Annotated in this window: 16 protein-coding genes; 5 read left to right on the forward strand and 11 right to left on the reverse strand. The window is 47.7% G+C overall.

The genetic code is table 11. From position 1 onward, the window contains the following. The first annotated feature begins 72 nt into the window (after positions 1-72). On the forward strand, positions 73-1,002 hold the full coding sequence (locus E8L90_RS18395) for a DMT family transporter (RefSeq protein ID WP_137030701.1): 930 nt from the start codon (positions 73-75) through the stop codon (positions 1,000-1,002). A 74-nt stretch (positions 1,003-1,076) separates the two neighbouring features. On the opposite strand, the gene E8L90_RS18400 is transcribed toward E8L90_RS18395, so the two are convergent. The 7 genes from E8L90_RS18400 to E8L90_RS18430 form a co-directional block, all read right to left on the reverse strand. Further along, the gene (locus E8L90_RS18400) at positions 1,077-2,096 is read right to left on the reverse strand and encodes a S66 family peptidase (protein WP_137030702.1); all 1,020 of its coding nucleotides are present in this window, start codon (positions 2,094-2,096) and stop codon (positions 1,077-1,079) included. A 277-nt stretch (positions 2,097-2,373) separates the two neighbouring features. Next, positions 2,374-2,727, reverse strand: coding sequence for a hypothetical protein (locus E8L90_RS18405; RefSeq protein ID WP_137030703.1), 354 nt, complete (start codon positions 2,725-2,727; stop codon positions 2,374-2,376). 155 nt (positions 2,728-2,882) lie between these two features. Continuing rightward, entirely contained in the window at positions 2,883-4,319 is a 1,437-nt protein-coding gene (locus tag E8L90_RS18410; RefSeq protein WP_137030704.1) for a sensor histidine kinase, read from the reverse strand. Further along, positions 4,319-5,017, reverse strand: coding sequence for a response regulator transcription factor (locus E8L90_RS18415; protein ID WP_137030705.1), 699 nt, complete (start codon positions 5,015-5,017; stop codon positions 4,319-4,321). Before E8L90_RS18415 ends, E8L90_RS18410 begins: the two co-directional genes overlap by 1 nt. A 196-nt stretch (positions 5,018-5,213) precedes the next feature. Further along, the gene (gene brnQ / locus E8L90_RS18420) at positions 5,214-6,548 is read right to left on the reverse strand and encodes a branched-chain amino acid transport system II carrier protein (protein ID WP_137030706.1); all 1,335 of its coding nucleotides are present in this window, start codon (positions 6,546-6,548) and stop codon (positions 5,214-5,216) included. A gap of 119 nt (positions 6,549-6,667) precedes the next feature. After that, positions 6,668-7,597, reverse strand: coding sequence for a DNA-3-methyladenine glycosylase family protein (locus E8L90_RS18425; RefSeq protein WP_137030707.1), 930 nt, complete (start codon positions 7,595-7,597; stop codon positions 6,668-6,670). 75 nt (positions 7,598-7,672) lie between these two features. Then, complete coding sequence (locus E8L90_RS18430; RefSeq protein ID WP_137030708.1) at positions 7,673-8,593, reverse strand: proline dehydrogenase family protein; 921 nt, start codon at positions 8,591-8,593, stop codon at positions 7,673-7,675. Positions 8,594-8,794: 201 nt separating this feature from the next. Between E8L90_RS18430 and E8L90_RS18435 the strand changes: the two genes are divergently transcribed. Genes E8L90_RS18435 through E8L90_RS18445 form a run of 3 tightly spaced genes read left to right on the forward strand, consistent with a single transcriptional unit; the run spans position 8,795 to position 12,972 of the window. Continuing rightward, complete coding sequence (locus E8L90_RS18435; RefSeq protein ID WP_137030709.1) at positions 8,795-10,525, forward strand: sigma-54 interaction domain-containing protein; 1,731 nt, start codon at positions 8,795-8,797, stop codon at positions 10,523-10,525. Continuing rightward, complete coding sequence (locus E8L90_RS18440; protein ID WP_137030710.1) at positions 10,516-11,658, forward strand: winged helix-turn-helix domain-containing protein; 1,143 nt, start codon at positions 10,516-10,518, stop codon at positions 11,656-11,658. The genes E8L90_RS18435 and E8L90_RS18440 overlap by 10 nt, the downstream gene beginning before the upstream one ends. A gap of 57 nt (positions 11,659-11,715) precedes the next feature. Beyond that, a complete protein-coding gene (locus E8L90_RS18445) occupies positions 11,716-12,972 on the forward strand; it encodes an MFS transporter (protein WP_137030711.1) in 1,257 nt (418 codons plus the stop codon). A gap of 507 nt (positions 12,973-13,479) precedes the next feature. On the opposite strand, the gene E8L90_RS18455 is transcribed toward E8L90_RS18445, so the two are convergent. Beyond that, positions 13,480-14,100 (reverse strand): PilZ domain-containing protein, encoded by a 621-nt coding sequence (locus E8L90_RS18455; protein ID WP_137030712.1) that lies wholly within the window; start codon positions 14,098-14,100, stop codon positions 13,480-13,482. Between the two features lie 119 nt (positions 14,101-14,219). Here E8L90_RS18455 and E8L90_RS29960 point away from each other — a divergent pair, with 119 nt between their 5' ends. Continuing rightward, positions 14,220-14,393, forward strand: coding sequence for a YlaF family protein (locus E8L90_RS29960; protein WP_007722723.1), 174 nt, complete (start codon positions 14,220-14,222; stop codon positions 14,391-14,393). A gap of 11 nt (positions 14,394-14,404) precedes the next feature. On the opposite strand, the gene E8L90_RS18460 is transcribed toward E8L90_RS29960, so the two are convergent. From E8L90_RS18460 to E8L90_RS18475, 3 genes are all read right to left on the reverse strand, one after another. Next, positions 14,405-15,460 carry a tetraprenyl-beta-curcumene synthase family protein gene (locus E8L90_RS18460; protein ID WP_137030713.1) on the reverse strand — a complete coding sequence of 352 codons (1,056 nt, stop codon included), beginning with the start codon at positions 15,458-15,460 and terminating at the stop codon, positions 14,405-14,407. 284 nt (positions 15,461-15,744) lie between these two features. Beyond that, a complete protein-coding gene (locus E8L90_RS18470) occupies positions 15,745-17,028 on the reverse strand; it encodes a sensor histidine kinase (RefSeq protein WP_137030714.1) in 1,284 nt (427 codons plus the stop codon). A gap of 305 nt (positions 17,029-17,333) precedes the next feature. Then, the gene (locus E8L90_RS18475; RefSeq protein ID WP_137030715.1) at positions 17,334-18,254 is read right to left on the reverse strand and encodes a CvfB family protein; all 921 of its coding nucleotides are present in this window, start codon (positions 18,252-18,254) and stop codon (positions 17,334-17,336) included. Positions 18,255-18,367 lie beyond the last annotated feature (113 nt).

Genomic DNA, 18,367 nt, shown 5'->3' on the forward strand with positions numbered 1-18,367 from the left:
GGTTCTCTTACAGCCTCCCGGCTACGGAATAACGCTCGAATAATTGAATCATTATTCCGGGAGGGACTTGTTATGTCACAATTACAATGGAAGCAAATGTTTTTAGGGGCTGTCTGCCTGACTCTCGCCGCAGCGATCTGGGGCGGTGTTTATGTCGTCAGCAAGGCCGTGTTGGAAGTGATTCCTCCGTTCACGCTATTGATTTTGCGTTTTTGCATTGCTTTAGTCGTGTTGGGGGCATTTACCGTTTCTCGCAAGGAGCGTGTCGCGAAAAAAGATTATCCTCTGCTGATGGCCATCTCCTTTGTTGGGGTCACGATCTCCATCGCCGCACAATTTCTCGGTACCAAGCTGTCTACTGCCCATATGGGTGCTTTGATTACCTCCGCATCGCCTGCCTTTATTGCCATTTTTGCGGTTTGGCTATTAAAGGAGCGTATCCATCTGAAGCAGGCAGCGGGTATTTTGTTAGCGACGATTGGTGTCATTATCGTCATCGGTGTTCCAGATCAAGCTGACGCCCAGTCGTCCCTGGCAGGCAACCTGATTTTGTTCGTAGCAGCGATTAGCTGGGGATTGTATACCGTTCTCAGCAAAAAGGCAACGCAGCGCTATTCGTCCCTACTCGTCACTACCTACGTAGCATTGTTTGGCATTATCTTTACGAGTCCGCTCATGTTTTGGGAGCTGTCTGTCACGCCTGTCTCCTGGCAATTTGGCTGGGACATCTGGGCAGGCGTCCTCTATATCGGGATGATTTCTACAGCAGGTGCTTTTTATTTGTGGAACAAAGGCTTCGAGCTGATGCCCGCAGGGAGTGGGGCCGGGTTCTTTTTTGTTCAGCCCATTGTCGGTGCATTTTTAAGCTGGCTGTTGCTACATGAACATTTGGGTGTTGGCTTTTTCGCTGGAGGCGCATTTATTTTCCTCGGTGTCGCCTTGTCCACTCTGCGTACACGTAAAGCGATGGAGGAGCATTCTCTACCCCATTACAACGAGTAGCAAGGCTAAAAATCAAGTTTGCTTACATGCTACGAGGACTTCCCCATCCGATGGGAAGCCCTCGTTTTTTATGCTTATGGACGAAAATATTGCCGGACGCTTCCTTTTTCGAAAGACAGCTCCACTTCAGCAAATGCTCCATTAATAAACGTGATTTGCGGCGGCATATGCCCACAATCCACATCGTAGAGGACAGGGACTTCCAGCTCAGCAGCCAGCTCCTGATAGACGTCTTCCACGGTATAGCCCTCGACCGCTTGATTCGCCGGACTGCGCCCAAACATGATCCCCGCACAATGATCGAACCATCCGGCTAGCTTCATTTGTACCAATGATCTGCGCAGATCAGTCGCAGAAAGTTCGCAGTTTTCCAAATACCAGATGATCGCTTCGTTTTCGATCTTTTCTTTTTGAAAGGTTTGCACGTCCCCATACGGTGTGCCGATCACATGCCGAATGCTATCAATACAGCCGCCAAGTAGGCGTCCCTGCATATTTATGTGGGGAGTAGTCGCTGTGGTTTTCCATACAGTCGGTTCCGTCAGGTGAAAGATATGCGGCGAAGGATTCGTATGCTGCCATTGCTTTTGATACATCGGGGAAGAATACTGCAGGACCGACTCGCCCTTTTGCGTTGACAGAACTGTTTCCCACATGGCTGTTGTCTCATCCATATCTGCTCCGCGCAAATCTATCAGATTCGTCCCATGGGCCGTAGCCATCCCCGTTTTTAATGTAATCGCAAGCAACAACACACTCACATCCGAATAGCCTAACACCCATTTTGGATGCATGGACTGAAAATCGAGCTTGTCTAAAATCTCAATCAGCAGCTCGCCACCCCAGGGAGGGATGATGATATCGACGTCTTCATCTTGCATCAGGGAGTTGAATTCGGCTGCGCGGTTTATGGCAGGAGCTGACTTGGCTTTTTCCTGTGTCCAGACTGTATCTTTGCAAACGATGGAATACCCCCTGCTCTCCATACGACTGCATGCCAGCCTGATGTGTTCATGCAAATACTCCGGTACACCTGATGATGGCGCAGTTACCCCAATAGTAGCGCCCTTTTTCAACGATGGATACGTGATCATGCTTCTCCCTCCGCCCGCTATGTATGATTTTGGATAATCATACCACATGCCACCAAAAGATTTTCAGGCTTCCTGTATCACTATTGATAAAAATACGGGTTACAGTCACACCCTCAGTAGGGCGTAGGCCGAAGCGTAGACTTGAAATGTGCTTCTCCTCCTCACTACGGCTACTTTTCTGAGACAAAAAAAAGACGGCCTATAGCCGTCATCAAGGTATATAAAACGGGAGGGAAGTAGAGGAGTTCAAACGAACGTGTTTCCAGTTCGTGAATGATTACTTCTTGCTGGCGTCAGTCGTTGTAGACTGTCCAGTGGAACCACTGCTTTCGGTTCCCGCAGCACCAGGCGATCCAGTGCTGGTACCTGCATCAGAATTGGCATCTGTCGCAGGTGCTTCCGTAGACAAACCTTTGTCCGTCGATGCATCAGAGCTGTTCGCAGAAGCATCCGGAGTAGACTGATCTTGCGAAACCGAGCTATCAGAACTGGAGGATCCCGGAGCGGTTTCGCTAGTCGTGCCCTCTGGTTGTGTCGCCGGTTCAGGTGTTCCTGTTGTGTTAGAGCAGGCAACCAAGCTGCCAGACAGGAGTAATGCGACAGTGGCAATCGAGAACCACTTTTTGTTCATGTTCATTCCCCTTTCATTCCTTGGCTTCGTGACCTTCTCGCTGTCACACCTATATCGTAACGGGCAAAGATAACCATTCTGTAAGGAAAGTGGGAAAAAACAATGATCAAAATATGAAAAAAGTATGACCATGATCATTTTGAGTGGATCATGATTTAGTTCTCCGACTTAATCCTTGGAAGCCAGATCGTAAAAGTGCTGCCCTTCCCAGGCGTGCTCTCTACTCTACATTTGCCATCATGCAGCTCTACCAGCTCTTTTACAATGGCGAGTCCTAGTCCTGTTCCTTTATTGTTCTTAGAACGTCCCCGATCCACTTTAAAAAAACGTTCCCAGATGCGGTCCAGGTCATCTGCTGCAATTCCCATCCCTGTATCGATCACTTGAATCTGGACGTATTCCTCTTCCAGCGAAGCACGCATGCGAATTTCACCAGTAGTCGTAAACTTGAGTGCATTCTTCACCAGATTTTTCAAAATTTGCGCGATCCTGTCCTTGTCGGCATATATTCGCGGCAGTTCTTCCTCCACCTCTACCTCCAAACAAAGCCCTTTTTCCTCGGCTTCCTGATGGAAGGAAAAAGCAACCCGATTCATGACATCTGCCACATCGACAGGGAATTTGGCCAGATTTACTTCGTTGTTCTCCAGCTTCATTAAGTCCATTAGGTCATCCACCAAGCGATTCACTTGCATCGTTTCGGTGTACATCACAGCGTAATACTTCTGTCGCGCCTCTTCTTCTTCTACCAAACCATCCTGCAACGCCTCGAGAAAACCTTGGATCGCGGTGAGAGGCGTACGCAATTCATGGGAGACATTCGCTAAAAAATCATTGCGCACTTGCTCCAGATGATGACGCTCCTGCTCTACCTTCTCCAGCTTCTGCGCCATCGTATTGATCGTTTGCGCCAAATCACTGATCTCGTCAGACGTATCGACCTGGACGCGCTCTGCATAATTCCCTCGACCAATCTCAGCCGCTGTTCTCTCAATCGTTCGCAACGGGCGAGAGATTGACCAAGACAAATACGAAACCATGATCGTAGAAAGAAGCACCCCAAACAATGTCGCCCACAGAATCGACTCGCGCATTTGACCAAAGGTTTTCTCAATTCCTTCAATCGGCGCGTGCAATATAATTCCGCCATAGACGTTTTCGCCCTCTCCCCACGGGACGGAGACCGACAACATCGGGTCATCCAGACCTTCGATTTTCAATTCGGTTACTGCGCTTTTTCCGTTCAGCACATTACCCGCGATGGAAACTGCGACGGACTTGCCCGTGAGCATCTCATCCTTCATCGAAGTCGCGACAATTTTACCTTCCGTATCAAATAACCAGATGCGGGTATCAAATGACTCGTCCAGCATTGCCAGCTTGTCCAAGAGCTGTTTGTTTACTTCATTGCTGTTATGGATCGCGGCATTCACTTTTTTCGCCATCCGCAAAAGCTCTTCTTCTTTGGCGTTGTAAATATACTCCTTCGTAAAAAAGGAGAGAACGATCCCTGTAATCCCCAACCCTACCAAAACGGTAGCCAAAAAGCTGACCAGCAGTCTGCGGTAGATACTTTTCGACATGCCTAGCATCAGTTATCCACCCCAAACTTGTAGCCGATCCCCCAAACCGTTTGAATACATTCATACGGGAGCTTATCTAACCGCTGTCTGATCTTTTTGATATGAACATCGATCGTTCGAACATCGCCAAAATAATCAAAGCCCCACACTTGTTCCAGCAATTGCTCCCGCGACCATACACTTCCCGGCGATTTGACGAGTTGAACAAGCAGATCAAACTCCTTCGGGCGAAAGCTCACTTTTTCCCCGGCAACGATCACTTCCCGTTTATCCAGATCAATCGTCAATTGCTCAAAAACAAAGGTCCGAAGCACTGCCTCATCTTCTACTTTTAGCTTTGGCTGCAATCTGCGCATAATCGCGCGGATACGAGCAACGATTTCACGTGGACTAAACGGCTTCGTCACGTAATCATCGGCTCCGAGCTCCAAGCCGAGAACACGGTCAAACTCCTCATCCTTTGCCGTCAGCATAATGATCGGCGTATCCCACTTCTTGCGGATTTCCCGGCAAGCTTCAAAGCCATCCAACTGCGGCATCATGACATCGAGAATGACCACATCCGGCTGTTCCTTTTCCATCATCTCAAGAGCTTCTCGTCCATCTGTTGCTGCGATGAGCTCGATTTGTTGTTTTTCAAAATATAGGCGAATAATTTCTCGTACGTTTGGATCGTCATCGGCAACCAAGACTTTCATCGTGGACATAGCCAATAACCTCCCTTCTTTCAAAACGACATAAAATGAAGCATGTCGTTCAGGCAATTTACGTTTTTCCATGGTAACATACATCACCCAGGTTGTGGACGGATAGAAGTCCTATCCTGCTGGTAAAAGCAGGACAAAAGTTGTTTGCGACATAAAAAAAAGCGAGTGGACCGAAAGCCCACCCGCTCTTCATTCTTTACTTCGTTTCTTTTACAATCGGAACACTACGTGTGAGGCTAGCCCACAGCAAACCTAACAGTGCGCCTGCAAAGGCTGGCACCAGCCAACCAATTCCTACTTTGTACAGTGGCAATTGTTCCAAGATTGGCGTCAGCGAGTCGATAGACAATCCAAGCTGGGAAGCTCCATCCAACAGACTGATAATAGCCGTTGCCGTGATCGCGCCTACGTATACGGCACGATGTCCATTGAACATCCGATCACAAAACGTCAGCAGCATCAGCACGATCGCCAGCGGATAAATCGCCATCAAGACAGGCACGGAGAAGGTAATCAGTTGCGTCAAGCCTACGTTAGCTACCGCAGCGCTGAACACACACAGGATTACAGCCATTTTTTTGTAGGAGATGCCAGGAATACGACTCGAGAAAAATTGACTGCATGCTGTGACGAGCCCAACCGAAGTGGTGAGGCAAGCAAGCGTAACAGCAGCTCCCAGCAGAAGCGAGCCTAACGGACCGAACAGTTGATGCACGACCCCGGTCAAAATTTGTCCACCATTTTCCGATTTCGCAAACGATACACTTGTGGCTCCCAAATAGCTGAGGGCAAGGTATACGAGTCCGAGTCCTGTAGCGGCGAGGATTCCGGCTTTGATCGTGGACCACATCACTTTTTTGCGATCGATGATGCCTCTATCCTGAACAGCCGTTGTTACTACCAGACCAAATACCATCGCGGCCAACGCATCTAGCGTCAGATAGCCTTCGATAAAGCCTTTGAAAAATGCTGTATCCTGATAGGCGCCTGTCGGTTGTCCCACCTCACCCAAAGGCGAAATGAGTGATTTGGCAAACATCAGACCAATGATGATCAAAAGAGCAGGTGTCAAGATTTTACCGATTCGATCCACCAGCTTGCTCGGGCTCAGACTCAACCAGAAGGTGATGGCAAAATAGACGATCGTGGTCATAAAAAGCGGTACCCAACTGCCTTTCATGGATTCAGGCAAATACGGAAACACGCCCATCTCAAAGGTTACTGTACCTGTCCGCGGAATCGCCATGAATGGCCCAATCGACAGATACACAATAAAGGTGAACACGACTGCAAACATCGGATGGACTCTCGACGCCATTGTCTGCAAATTACCGCCAGCCAAGCCTACCGCAATAATTCCCAGTAAAGGCAGACCTACACCCGTAATCAAAAAACCGGCCATCGCGATCCAAACATTATCTCCTGCAGCTTGTCCTAGCGCTGGCGGAAAAATCATGTTCCCTGCTCCAAAGAATAGGGCAAACAGCATCAAACCAATTGTAATTGTTTCTTTCATGGAAAGTTCTTTCATATGAATCCTCTCAATATTGTTTAATAAAATAAAATTTTCATTAGTATAACTTAAAATTAACTCACTATTCAAGCTTTAATTTTTTAAAATTATTGAACTTTTGTTAAAAATGAAAGTTTTTACAGGTCAAATACCTCTTTTCTCTTGATCGCCCCCACTGCTTCCCATACGTACAGACAATAGATACTGCGCCATGGAGCCCACTTTTCCCCTAGCTTACGAATATCGTTTTCATTTGGCTTCGAGTTCATTCCATAGAGGTGAATAATTCCATTTCGCAAACCGATGTCAGCAGCTGGCAACAAGTCTGGATGCCCCATCCCAAACATGAGCAGGCACTCTACTGTCCACCGTCCAATTCCTCGCAGCGAAGTGAGGTAAGTAATGATTTCCTCGTCACTCATTGTCCATAGTCTCTCCAAATCTACTGTTCCATTCACAATGGCACGGGCGAAATCGATAATATACTCCGCTTTTCGTTGACTAAATTGCAGCGTACGCAAATCCTCTACAGTCAACCTCGCTACAGCATCAGGCGTTGGAAAAGCGATGATGCCCCCGCCGTTTTGGTTTTCTACTGGGTCACCTGCCAGTGTCACCAGCCTCTCGGTCAAATTGGCTGCAAAGGTCAGATTGATTTGCTGCCCGATAATCGTCTTGACCATGCATTGAAACAAATCGGCATCCAGCATAAGACGAAGACCGCGAAACCGCTCGGTCAGAATGGCGAGCTCACTCTCCTCCCTCATCTGCTCGTAAATAACGGATAGATCCAAATCGGCACAAAATGTACGGCGGATCATTTTTTCTAGCAGCTGCTGGTCTGTCGCGGACAAAATCGCCTGTGTCTCGTAGTGTAATGCAGGTTCTTCCAAGCTGCCCATAAATTTCATATGGACCAGAACAGGCCGTAAGCCGATACGAAAGACGCGCTCTAGGCTATTTTTTTCTTTATTCACTCGTATCTGCGTATCTGGATGTGTCTCAAGACGCCGAAGCAGCCGGTCAAAAGAATACGGAGGAGTAAGCGGAATAATCCGATAATTCACGAGACTCTCACCTTTCCAGATAAAATAAAAACCTCCGGAGAATCCTCCGAAGGTGTCAAGTATACTTCGCCAAACTTATTTCGTAAACATCCCTTTGAGAACAAATTTTACGTTTGCTGGACTTTCTGCCAAACGGCGCATGAAATATCCGTACCAGTCGTTTCCATACGGTACATAAACACGCATTTTATAGCCTTCGCGAGCCAAATCAATTTGGGACTGCGTACGAATACCATACAACATTTGGAATTCAAACTGTGTACGCGGGATGCTGTGTTCCTTTTCCAGCTTTTTCACAAAATCAATGATGTTGTCATCATGAGTTGCCACAGCAGCGTACCCGCCGTTCAACAGATGCTGCTTAATGATTTTTTTGTAGTTCTCATCTACATCTGGCTTGTTCGGGTAAGCGACTTCAGGAGACTCCTTGTATGCTCCTTTTACGAGACGGAAGTTCACTTTTTTGTCCTTCAAGCTGTCGATATCGTCCGATGCTTTGTAGAGATACGCCTGAATAACGGTTCCGACGTTGTCGTACTCTTGCAGTAATTCGTTCAAAATCTCCATGGTCACCTGATTGTGTGCGTAGTCCTCCATGTCGATACGAACGAAAATGTTTCCGTTATTCTTAGCCGAATCCAAAATGCGTCTCATGTTGTCCATGCAGAGCTCACGGCTGATGTCCAGACCGAGGGAAGTCATTTTCAACGAAAGATTGCAATCGACACCGGATTGATGGATCGCTTCCAGTGTTTTAATGCAATAGTCAGCAGACTCGTTTGCTTCTTCTACGCTGAACACGAATTCGCCCAGATGATCCAGTGTGCACACGAGACCTTGCTGGTTCAGCTTGCGTACGGCGTTGATTGCCTCCGCGATTGTTTGACCAGATACAAAGCGGCTCGCTCCAAAGCGCAGACCCCACTTTTTTGCGGCAGAATTTAAGGTTTTGTTTTTGGATAAAAATAGAAAGAAATCCTTCATCGCTTGTTCCATCGTTGACTGTCTCCTCCTCAACGTACTCTGTCCACTTCTACAAGCATGAATCGTGCCAACTATTTCACGTAAGCGCTATCGTGATGTCCATCCGACACATTTAACACATATGTACATTGCGTGTCTATTCTTGTACACTTTTGATTAGATGTACAACAGGGACGATCCTTTTTCCTGTTAGTTTGGATAAGAGGTGACAATTTGAAACCGTTATTTTCGTTGGACAGTACGCTCTCTTCCTTTGCGATTCCGATTCCACCTGATATTGTCAAAATACGCACAGGAGAAACTGTGGGTGAATGGGTGGATAAAGAACGAAAGGGCAGAGTAGTCGTCGTCGCTTCTACAACTACGCTCGAACAATCTATCTGCCACATTCTCGCTGGCCTGGGCGTTTCTGATCTGCCGACACTCGTCATCGTGGATGAACAAGGGACTCCGACGGGAATGGTCGAGCCCTACCAGCTCATGACTGCCTTTGTCGTGTTGACCCAAAACCAGTCTGCCCTGCTCCGTACCTTGATGGATACGATGAGTGAGGCTGTCACAATCGTGGACTCCCGCAATGTCGTCCAACACTGGAATCGGGCAGCAGAAACAATTTATGAAATCGATCACGCCAGGGTCGTCGGAACCTCGCTCGATGAGCACTTCGCGAGTGAATCGATTCGCCTGCTCGATGCGCTGCGCCAAGGGACATCTGTTCAACGTGTGTATCACATTCCTCGGCCTGATAGTCATGTACTCATTAATGCGGCACCGATTCGCCGTGAGGGTGAGATTATCGGTGCGATTTCCATCGAACAGGATATTACCGAGCTGGTTCGTCTTAATGAAGAATTAGCACATACGACGGCGCATCTCCATAATTTGCAGCAAGAGATGAGTCGGTTTCAGGCAGCAGACGATCCTTTTTACGCAATCAAAGGTCATTCCGCCTCGATTCAATCCGCTATTGGTTCCGCTAAAAAAGTGGCGCAGACGGATGCGACTGTGCTGATTTATGGAGAAAGCGGCGTTGGGAAAGAGCTGTTTGCCCAAGCCATTCATCAGGCAAGTCGCCGACATGAGAAGCCTTTTATTGCGATCAACTGCGGTGCCATTCCTGCTGCACTGTTCGAAAGTGAGCTGTTTGGTTATCAAGGCGGCGCTTTTACCGGAGCCGAGAAAAAAGGCAAGCCTGGCAAGCTGGAGCTGGCACATGGCGGGACGCTTTTCCTCGATGAAATAGGAGAACTGCCACTAGAACTACAGGTCAAGCTACTTCGCGCCTTACAGGAACGACAGTTTTACCGTGTAGGCGGAACAGAACCAATCACCGTCAATACACGGATCGTAGCGGCGACAAACAGACAACTGGAGCAAATGGTTGCAGACGGTCGTTTTCGCGAGGACCTGTATTATCGGCTGAACGTTTTTTCTCTGGAAATCCCGCCACTGCGCGAACGACGTGAGGATTTGCCAGAGCTCGTGCAAATTTTCATTCATGAGTATTCCGTGGCCCATGACCAATCCGTACCACGCATCTCTCCCGAAGTCATGCAAGCGTTGTTCGAATACACTTGGCCGGGCAACATCCGACAGCTTCGCAACGTCATTGAACGTCTGTCGATCCTGCAAGAAAACGGCGTCATTTTGTCTGAGCATCTGCCATCTGTCATTCGCAGTCACACAGAACCCTCACATGTCTCTCTGCACACGCCGATGGGGGGAACGTATGCACCGCCGACTACGACACCGCCGTCCATCATCCGTCCGTCGATTGCGTACCCTTCTCCACCTGCGAACGAAAAAGAGCGCATTCTGGCAGCGTTGGAGCGCACATACGGCAACAAAAAAGCAGCAGCCGAGCTGCTCGGCGTATCTCGCGGCACCCTTTACAATAAAATGAAGAAGTTCAATATAAACGAGGAGTCTTTCAAATGGGATTGATCACATGGTCGGATGATACGTATCAAATCCATTATGCCGGGGAAACGATTGTCCTTTTGCCGAAGGAATACGCCTTGTTTCAATTTCTGTATACGTGGAAAAACCGTGCCTTTTCACGGAGTGATTTGCTAGATCGCGTCTGGCCGCTGGAAGAGCCTACTGACCGTACTGTCGACGATCACATTTACCGCTTGCGGAAAAAACTACAAAAGTGGTCGCATCTGTTCACGATTGATACGGTCCGAGGAGTAGGCTATCGGCTTACACTAAAAGAGCAGCCATCGCCTAGTCCATCCGTTTTAACCAGTGATTTCTCAGAGAACATCCAGAGGATGCTAACCACCTACCACGGCATGGGTATGGGGGCCGCTTTGCAGACACTCTATGCGAATCAGCAAGTGCTTGGCTTCCAGATGGACTCTTTTTATGCTACCTATTTGCGGTTTGTTGGCGGTGCCTTCGGCTGGTTTGTCGAGGATAAAACTACCCCCATATCGGACAAGCTGTTTTATTTGTTCCATTTATACCTTATGACAGAAATTGACTCGCAAAAAACATTAGAAATTTTACAATGGGCTCTGAAAAACGCGAAAAATATGCCTGAAAATTATCAGGATGAGATGCAGATCACCGCAATCAGTGTCTACGCCCAAGCCAAAGAATGGGAGCGAGCAAAAAAACAGTTGCTTCCAGCCAGAGAGGTTGTTGAGCGAGTCAATTCACCCGGCTTTCAACTCTTTTTTCAAGCGCAAGAAGCCCTCTTGTATCTGCTCATCGGTGAGGTTGACGAGGCTGAGAAAGTCATTCAACGCTCTGAGGATATCTTGCAAGAACTCCCTATGCAGCGTGAACTCGGCAGCTTTACTATTACGCGCGGTCTTTGTCTGTACCATCGACAGGAGCTTGCCAAGGCGCGACGCTTGGTCGATGAAGGTCTGGAGGTCTTACGAAGCACCAAGTTCGTCCCCCACCTCATTTATGGCACACAAATGATCTTGTTGTTCTTGAAAGACTTCGGCTACGATGCAGAATGGGAGCGCAAATACCAGAAAATCTGGACAGAATTATCCGAAGAGTACAAGTTCGACTACTTGCAAAAAAAGATTCGTGCCATCATCTCATCCACTATCTGATATTCCTCTGACAAATCCCTTTTATCATCGAGTTAACAGATCGATGGAGGGATTTTTTTGTTAAAGGAAAATAGAACGTTTCGCACGCTGTTCATCTCTTACGGACTGTCTACGCTGGGCGATTGGTTTGATTTTATTGCGGTATCCATCCTATTGGGGTTTGTGTGGAAAGTTGATCCGATGACGATGGCCCTCCTGCCCGTTGCTTATGCAGCTCCAAGCATTTTGCTCGGTCAGTTTGCCGGGGTGCTTGCAGATCGGGTGAACAAGGTACGTATGATCATGGCCATGAATATCATTCAGGCTACTCTCACTCTGCTCCTGCTTGCCATGCCCACTCCGCTCTGGTTCCTGGTGGTCGTTGCCCTGCGTTCGGGTGCCTCTGTTTTCAATGATCCGGCGCAACAGACCTTGACGCGTCAGATCGTACCTGAGAAGCAATTGTTACAAGCCTCTGCTTTGAATGGAGCCGTATACCAGATGGGGAAATTGATTGGTCCACTTGCCGGAGGATTGGTAGCGGCGGTTTTTGCCCCCGCCATTTGTCTGATGGTTAATGCTTCGACATTCCTTCTCTCTACTGGATTTCTGTTCACGATTCGTAAAGTGGAGAATACGTTGTCTCGTACATCCGTAGAAGAGCAGCCTCTCCCTTATCGTCAAGCATGGCAAGAAGGCTGGCGCATCTTTTTGCAAAACCGTGTCCTGTTGTTCAGCACGATCTTCGCAACCATTACCTCCTTGGCGATTCAGTTGGCGGATACACAGTTTCCCGTGATCTTCCGCGAGAAGCTGCCCGACCATCCGGAAATGCTCGGGTTTACGGTCAGTGTCATTGGATTAGGCGCACTTGTCACCGTCACCTGTCTCCATCGCTTAAAAGAGATTCGTTCCTATGGCTGGGTGCTGGGCGGTGGCGTTTTGCTCATCGGAATTAGTTTTTCGTGGATTGGTTTTTTTCAGCCAGGTAATGGCATGTATTGGTTGCTGATTCCTGCTATATTGGCTGGAGTCGGAACAGGTTTGACTTCGATCGGCGCCAATTATCTGGTACAAAAAGAAAGTCCCCCGCAAGCACTAGGCCGCGTGAGGGGAATTATCGATTCATTGACGAGCGCCACTTTCATTATTGCTCCGTTGCTCGGTGGCGTCATTATGACCATCTGGGGTCCAAACACCGCTTTTTTATGGGTCGGAATGTTAATCGCTACGATTGGCGGAGGCGCTGTCCTCTTACAGCGCTGGATTTGGGGGAAACGAACAAAAGACGTGACTGTCTCGACAGCTACAGCTGGATCGGAACGAGCCGGATAATTTTATCGTCCCCTTCTCTGTTGAGTAGCATCTAGGTGCCAATGTCGTATTACCGCTTTGCAGGAGGGGGTTTTCATCCCCTCTTTTTGCTGTTCACCAGAAATGACCGGCCTGTCATAACATAGGGATAATGAGTCGGACCGATTTGATTTACCAGAGAGGCCTTTCCGTTTTTCTTTATCTTTCTTCTTTTGATGCCTTTCAAATGTTGACTGAAGCCGCGTAGGAAGAAGCGGATTTCCAGTCCAAGCGCCTCTGGAGCCCTACCCAGCGAAGGAATGAATGTCGGGGGTTTTCAGCTTCAACCTCTGAAAATTCATCCTCGAACCTCTACTTTTGAAGCGCTCCCGACATTCATTCCGTAGCGAACAGTCCCCGCCTCCCTGCAGGGCGTAGGCCGAAGCGTAGACTGGAAATCCGCTTCTTCCCTCCACCACAGCCCTTCCCTATTCACCAAAAATGGCAAAAAAAAAAATTGGTCCCCATTGAACCAATTAACGAAAAGACCTACTCGATTTTCACTTGTCTTCGTTCCTCGATTTGTCGATGCAAAATGTACTTTCGCAGATTGTGAAAATGACGTGCATTGATTCCTTTGATCGTACAGCCGTAAAAATAGTTCGGACCCTCTATTCGTTCATGAATGATAACCAGGTCCGTTTTTACTACCCCATCCGGGCGATTGCGACCATACAATTCAAAGGAAAAGACGATTTGCTGATCCGCAGGAATCTGTTTGTCTGAGCGGAATGCCAAGCCCCCCAAGCTCAAATTCACCAAGTACACCATTTGACTATAGACGGAAAAAAAGGAGTCTGGCTCCTGCGTCGGATACTGGATCCAGCCCTTAACCTCCATGTCAAAACGGGGATAGCGTCTGCGCTGCTCCCGAAACTCAGTAGCTGTTGGAGAGTGGAACAAAAACACTCGATTTTTGTCTTTAGCCACGACTACGGCTTCAAACGTATTGATCGTTTCATAGTCAGCCGTCAATAGACAAGGGATCTGATCCCCTACTGTGACATCCAATGGGCTGGGAAATACGGCTTCGATCAAGTCCCCTTCTTCATAGGTAACAAGACCTTCTATCACTCGATTCCCTTTTCTAATTTGTATTATGCTTTCCATCTGCGTTCTCCACCACTTCGCACAATTATATTACCGGGATTTCCGAAATCTTTACCTGGATGCTTTTCGCGGAAAATAAGGTATAATGGGAACATTGACAGATAGGAGGTTACAGACCGATGAATCGTTATCAATTGGTAACACTGGCTTTGGCATTTTTGGTAACCGCCTGTCTCATCGGAGTTGGCATTGCCATTGGGGAAAAAAGCCCCCTCGGCATCCTTGGCTGTATCGTTGTTGCCTTCTCGTTGATGGGATTTGGCTTTTCGTACAAGCGCAAGCATATGCGCTAACCTCTTCTCCGTTATCGCCGTACAAGCAAACTGTTCACATAAAACAGGACAGAGGGCAAGCCCTTCGCCTGCTTCAGTAGTTGTCTAGCGATAGTATAAATGTGTGGCTGGCTCCGATTTACCTTGCGATCCGCGAGATAAAACGCGACTAGCCCGTCCACGATCATACGGTGAAATGCAGGATTTGGCAAGCGTTTAACGCTTGCCTTTGCTTGTTTTATGAAAAGCTTCAAGCGTTCAATCGCTATTCGTTCCGAATCGTAGTAGCTCACGAAGTTTAAATCTCCACCCATTTTATCTTCTTCCAGGTCAATTAAATAGTCCAATAAAATATGTAACCCGCACAGCCACGGAAAGTAAGCTTCACTTACCGTTTGAATTTGCTCTTCCCCTACATCTGGATCAGTCGCCAAACAAAAAAGAGCGAATATCCCGATCGTCGAGCCTGTGACAGCCGCAAATTCTTGCCAGTGCAAATCGTGATAGCGTTCCTTATACTGATCCCACCACGTCAACAAGTGATCCTCGCGCAAATGGGGAGCAATGTGCTTATATACTTGCAAATCGCTATACAAACAAGAAAACTCGAGTATCTTTGCCTGGATTTTTTCATAGGCTGGCAATTGTGCGACATGCTTTTGACAGGTCTGAACCAGCCCAGCCAAAAAGCCGCCGTCGTCCTTATCCTCGCGGTACATATAATAGTCTCGCAAGGGTGCACCTGGTGTCAGTGCATCCTGCATCGACACGTGAAGCTGACGGAAGTCTTGCGGATCTAGTGACGTGCTGCGATCACACAGATTATCCAAGTAGTCACTGATTGTTTGGTAGGCGACAATCAGCGGAACAATCGTCTCTACATGTGGGATGACCTGTGCTGCATACACACATCCCCCTTGGCAGTGAAACTTTTTGGAGTTCATGCTGTCTTGTGCCTGTTTTCTCAGCTCGGGATTGGGAATCGCCTCTGCCCTTTTGTACCAGGCCGCAAACTCTCGCTCCAGAACAGGTTGCACATGACGATAAACTCGGTAAAGTAGCTGCCATGGATTACGTAGTTCGCTCACTTACTTCCCTCCCAAAACAAATGTAAAACGGAGGCATTCCCAAGCTTTTACCAGCTTATATCGAAGCCCTCGCTCATGACCAATAGAAATATCTTATCACATTTGGATGCCCACTCCAAAAGTCAGCCCTGAAATACACCAATTCGCCTTTTTGACTCCATATAGAGTACAAAAATAAACTTTTTGGTATTGATACGCGTAGAGGAGATCGTCATTTCCATCGATTCTCCAGCTCCAGCATGCGTTTTCGCACCTATGTAAAATCGAAAGTAACGCGTTAGGCGTCACCCTTTCTGAATCAGAGTTGTGATTGGCAGGCGAATGCAAAATTGTGTCGTTTGTCCGCTTGAGTCATCGGATAAATCAATTATTCCTTGGAGACTGTCTGTCACTTCCTTTACGTATGATAGCCCAATCCCCGTGGAAGGCCTGCCTGATACGTCGTATTTGGTCGTGAACCCAGGCATGAACAAGAGCTCCTTGTCCTCCACCACAATACCTGGCCCATCATCGATCACATCAAAATGAATCCACTCCTGACTCTCGTCAATCGAGGCAACGATCGAGACTATCCCCCGGTCGCGGATGGCTTCAACACTGTTGCCGACCAGATTGTTGATGAGTGAGAGTGTCGTGTAAATGTGGCAAGCGAGATAGGGCACCTCCACATTCGTTTCAAACTGAATGTCCTTCTCCAACAGTCTCGCGTACTTTCGTTGCGCTTGAACTATGATGGTAATCAATTCCCCCAGTGGCATGTAGTCTCGTTCATTCTCGTCAGAAATCAGCTTGGAGAGACCTGCATATATGCGTTGATTGTCCTTTTTCACTTCATGTACTTGTCCGGCAAGGGACAGCAGCCGCTTCGCGTATCGCTTACTCGTCCCATTCTTTTGTTCCATCTCGTTCATCTCACGATACAGCTCATAGCAGTTGCGCGTAATTTCCTCTACCTGATGCAATGTCTTTTTTAGATGAACAGATTCCTCGTACAAATTGGAAATGAGCATCAACATCTGCTCGTTTCGATTGCGCTGTTGCTTTTCCATCCATTTCGCCTGACGTAGCTGAATCATATTGAAAAAACTAAGGACAAAAAAACTGCGTATCAATGCAATGACGGCAATCGGCCCTACGACCTCCAACTGAAAGACTCCCTCCCAGGACACAGCACGGAAGGACAGCTCTACCATATTAGCTGCTATTTCTGCGACTGTCCCCAACAGTCCCACCCAAAGCGGTCGATGATGTAGCGTATTAACGCGAAAGAGTGAGAATAGACAAGCAAAGGCAGCATAATAGCAAAATGCGGGGAAGTGCATCTGAAGAGAAGACAGCAACACAAAGACATCCCCATACATAAAATCTAAGACTATTCGAAATAGAACAACAATTAACCCAGTTACTATCCCTGCCAAGAAAGAAGGACGCATCCACAATAAAAAAAAGAAAAAAGCCGTTGTACCAAAGCTAATGCGAAAATCATCCTGAAACGGGTGAAATTTGAGTTCTCCGGCAATGGGGACAGCAATGAGCATAAGCAGCAGGATCGAAATGTTCTCTCTCATAAAATGTTGCCCGCACTTTCTCATATGAAATTGTTCAAAGAATCGTTAACGTTTATTTCTTAGTTTACTATATTTTTCTATATATTTTTGTGGTTTTTTATAGACCTCCCCTTACAATGCCGATGGCGTGCTCGAGGTCATCCCTGGAATCGAAACGGATATCGCCGGTTTTATTTTGTTGGGGCTCGTCTATTCCTTGTCATATTACAAAGCCCGCAAACAAAAACAATCTGTGCAAACGACACTATGAAACTTAACAAAAAGCCCTCCTTTGGTTCGTTCATGCAAAGGAGGGCTTTCACTGTTTATTCGTCTTTGTCGGTTCGAATGATTTTGGTCCAGCCGTTTACCTGCTCCACACGGCGTTCCTTCATCAGTTTGCCAAGTGCCCGCTTGAAGCTGGACTTGCTCATTTGGAATTTTTCTCGGATGACTTCTGCTTCTGTCGAATCGGTATAAGGCATGGCCTCGTCACGATTGATCATATAGCGCAGCAGCTTGTCCGCATCTTCACCATACTGTACTTCTTTGCGCTCTTTCATGGAACCGTTCAGACGGCCATCCTCACGTACAAAGCTAATACGGCAGCGAATAGTTTGTCCGAGGCGCAGACGCCCTACCATTTCATCCCGATGAATGAAAAGGATATGCTCGTCCTCCGTCAACAGGAATGCACCTGCTTGAATCACTTTGTAGACCGTACCCTCGACAGCCTTGTTTTTCATACTCTGATCTGCCATTGCTGCGATCTTGACGATTTCGTTTTCAGTGACCGGCTTTGCCAAAAGTCTGCCGAGCTTGTCTTGCTTTAGCGCTACCAGCATTTGATCCTTGGGACGCGGCCATTCATCGCTATGCTTTGGCAGGTCATCGATGAACAAGAGCAGATCCTTGTTAATCCCGTTGTCCAGGAATACACCCATGCGCGGGGAAATGTCCACGACTTCCAGCCAGCCGTATTCCCCCATACCGACATGAGGCATGTCCATGGTCGCAGCCAGTCGGTTCTCGTGATCATGGTACAAAAACACTTCGACCTCATCATCGTTATGTAAACGCTCGTGTGCTTCATTGACATGGAGAAACACTTCGTCTTTGCCATCGCTCAAAAAATAGCCGATTTCCGTTTTTCGCGCTACCGTCATGGTAAGCGTCATCCCTGCCGCCAAATTGCCGTTCTGGATGATTTGGGGCTCACGCTTCTCACGCATTTGTCTTTTGTACATATGTATTTTTTCCTCGCTCTCTACCATTGTGCACACTAACTATACCCATCCCCAGCAAGAAAATACCACAACTTTTTTCTAACAAAATAACGATGCCCAACGAAATAGGCAAG

Source organism: Brevibacillus antibioticus, assembly GCF_005217615.1.
Lineage (GTDB): Bacteria > Bacillota > Bacilli > Brevibacillales > Brevibacillaceae > Brevibacillus > Brevibacillus antibioticus.